2 protein-coding genes are annotated in these 2,361 nt (G+C 46.2%); both read left to right on the top strand.

Annotated features, from left to right (window positions below):
- Nucleotides 1-134: 134 nt before the first annotated feature.
- Nucleotides 135-917: an SIMPL domain-containing protein gene (locus T489_RS0112160; RefSeq protein ID WP_031580281.1), complete on the top strand. Its 783-nt coding sequence runs from the start codon at nt 135-137 to the stop codon at nt 915-917.
- Between the two features lie 344 nt (nt 918-1,261).
- Nucleotides 1,262-2,361: TatD family hydrolase (locus T489_RS0112165; RefSeq protein WP_031580284.1), on the top strand; the 1,100-nt coding region annotated here is incomplete at its 3' end.

The following is a 2,361-nucleotide window of genomic DNA, read 5'->3' on the forward strand; positions in this document are numbered from 1 at the left end:
TACTGAATATGTGCTAATTTGTGTCTGTCTGCCAATTTGCGTTTTTTTGATATCGATAAAAAAATGCATGTTGTTTTGGTTGTAAGATTAAATAAGTGGTAGTGTACGGATTACCATGATTGGGATTAAAGATTATGTTTAGATCAAAAACATCATCCATTATTACTGAAATGCTTCTTGCAGGTGTGTTTATCTGCACCGGAGCTTCATCTTATGCGGACTGCGATGAAAAGCAGGGGACCATCTCCATCCAGGGTTATTCTTCAGTAAAGGCTCAGCCTGACGTGGCATACGTTCGTGTTGCGGCCACCGTTCAGTCTGAATCAGCGGAAACAGCCAGAAAAGCCGTTGAAAAATCAGTATCGGCTTTCATTGACGGACTGAAAAAGGATTCCTCTTTAAAAGACAGCATCAGAAAGGATGACGGCAGCATAAAGGCTGAAAGCATCAGTGTTAATCCTGATTACGTTTATGACAGCAAGACCAGTGAACGACGCGTATCAGGCTACAGTGCCAGCAGAACGGTAGTGGTTAAAATCAGAAATTTCGAACAGATTTCCAAAGTCCTCGATATAGCAGTTGCTTCAGGCATAAACAATATTTATGACATTTCCTATGAGCTGGAAAATCCGGCTCCGGTTATGGAAAAAGCCCGTCTTGATGCGGTAGCCGATGCGGCCTCAAAAGCCAGACAGATTACAGGTGCGCTCGGCGTCAGGCTCGGAACCATAGCCTCGATTTCTTATAATACTCCGTCATACGGAGCATCACATGATTATGTGCAGCCCCGAATGATGAGTAAAGGAATGATGATGTCCAACAGTGCCGCTGATTCAGCGGTCTACTCTCCGGACAAACTTGTATTTACCGATAATGTCAGCGTGGTCTACAATCTTGAACAGACTAAGAAGAATTAAAAGGAATATCCGTCAGAGACGCCTTATAAACAGACTGCATGAGCATTCAGTTCTCTAGAACCGTGATGCCCGGTCTTTTCTTCAGAACCATTTGCCGGTGATGTATTTTCACCGGCGGGTATTTCATAACCTGCCTGAAGGCGGCACGAATACTGCAGAAAAGAAAACAGCCTGTCACAGCATGACCTGTTCTCGGAAGGTCAGTGAGTCTGTCGCATCCTGAAAAATACCGGAGCCTTCCGTTTATGTTTTCAGTTCAGACTTCCGATGCCGTGGAGCAGGGGCTGTTTTAGTTCATATCCGTGCCGTCATTATCCGTTCCGTTACAGAAAGAGGAGTATCCCGTGCAGTTTTCCGCATCGGCCCCGAATGAATCGAAGGCTCTGAGAGGTGATGACTCCTCCGTTTCAGACAAAATTTCATTACCAGACGTTTCCTGCGGTATTACCGATACTCACTGTCATATTTTCCGAACGGCGGATTCCCGTCTCATAAGTCTTTACCCCGCGGTTTTTAACGCCTGCTCCTTAAACGGTGAAATGCCTGTCGTAAGGGATGATTTTCTGCTGTGCCGGGACGAAGGAGAGGTAGATGCATTTACTGAAGCTCTCGTAAAGCTCACCGGAAATTCAGGCAGAGAGGTTTTTGAAGAGCTTGAACGTCTTCTTTTACGATCTGCAGAAGCCTCCGTTTCAGAAATCATGGTGCCTGCGGTTACGCACTTTGAAGGACTTAGAAATCTGCGTCTTTTACGGGTTTTCAGTAAAGCTCATGCTGATGCGTCTTTCCCTGAAATCTTTTGCGGTATGGGAGTTCATCCAATGTATGCCGGGGATTTTTCACGTGAAAAACTTAGGACTGAGTATGAACTCATCAGGAGAGTTTTTTCAGAAAGTCCGGCCGCCCCGGAGGAAAAATCCGTCACTGCAGACGGACATCCGGTAAAGAAGCTTTTTGTCGGGGAAATCGGTATAGATAAAAGATTCAGGGATACAGTTCCGCTGGATGTTCAGACGGAAGCTCTGCATGAACAGCTGATCTTTGCCGTGGAAAATCATCTTCCGGTCAATATTCACGGTGTCGGCGGAGACAATGAGATACTGCACGAGCTGAAAAGACTCAACCGGGTAAAAGGAATTATCCATGCCTTTACCGGAAATTCCTCAAGAGCCGAACAGTATCTCCGCAGGGGGTTAAAACTCGGTATCGGTCCAATGCTTCTGGCGACAGAGTCTCATAAACTGGAGGAGGCGGTACGGTATGCGGGAATCGATAATCTGGTTCTGGAAACCGATTATCCGTACATGTACATGAATCTTCCTGAAAACTCTTCATCTTCAGCTCCAGACAGTGACAGCGGCGGAGAACAGGCATCAGCGGATGATTCATGTTTTTCACCACGCCGCAGGTCCGCGGCTTCACCGGATCTTCTGATTCATATAGT

Origin of the sequence: Ruminobacter sp. RM87 (assembly GCF_000701925.1) — a bacterium.
GTDB lineage: Bacteria > Pseudomonadota > Gammaproteobacteria > Enterobacterales > Succinivibrionaceae > Ruminobacter > Ruminobacter amylophilus.

Coding starts and splice junctions, on each gene's coding strand:
- T489_RS0112160 (WP_031580281.1), top strand. CDS start 135: ATGTTTAGATCAAAAACATCATCCATTATTACTGAAATGCTTCTTGCA.